1 protein-coding gene is annotated in these 442 nt (G+C 65.2%); it reads right to left on the reverse strand.

The window, feature by feature from the left end; all coding sequences use genetic code 11:
- Window positions 1–290, reverse strand: a 290-nt coding sequence (locus CRV03_RS13980; RefSeq protein ID WP_258239111.1) for an autotransporter outer membrane beta-barrel domain-containing protein, incomplete at its 3' end; no start/stop codon positions are given.
- Window positions 291–442: the final 152 nt, after the last annotated feature.

Below are 442 nucleotides of genomic sequence, written 5' to 3' on the forward strand. Positions count from 1 at the left end.
GAGTAGGTTGACGCGGCGTCGAAGCGCAATTGCGGGCCGATGCGCCAGCCGAGGTAGCTACCGATGGTCCATCCGTCGCCCTTCATGCGGCCGCTTAGAGCCTCGGACGTGTAGTTGAAGGTTTCCCAGCCGCCGACGGCGCCGACCAGCAGATCGGGCGGGATCCTATAGGTCAGCCCGACCAGCGCGTTCACCTGATTTCCGTGACGCATCGACCAGGTACCGACCACCGAATCCGGCCGGCGCAACCCACTCGTCTTGACGTCCGCCCACAGCAGCCAGTCGCTCATGATCCGGTTCTGCACGCGCGCAAATGTTGGCCGATTCCGATCAAGGTTTGCGAACACGCGATCGACCCGCGATGGCCTTGAACTCTCCTCCTGCGGAGCGAATGCGTTGCCCGGCAGAGGGGCCGCGCTCTCGTGCTGGCCAGCGCCTGGGC

Source organism: Arcobacter sp. F155 (genome assembly GCF_004116455.1).
In the GTDB taxonomy this organism is placed as follows: Bacteria; Campylobacterota; Campylobacteria; order Campylobacterales; family Arcobacteraceae; genus Halarcobacter.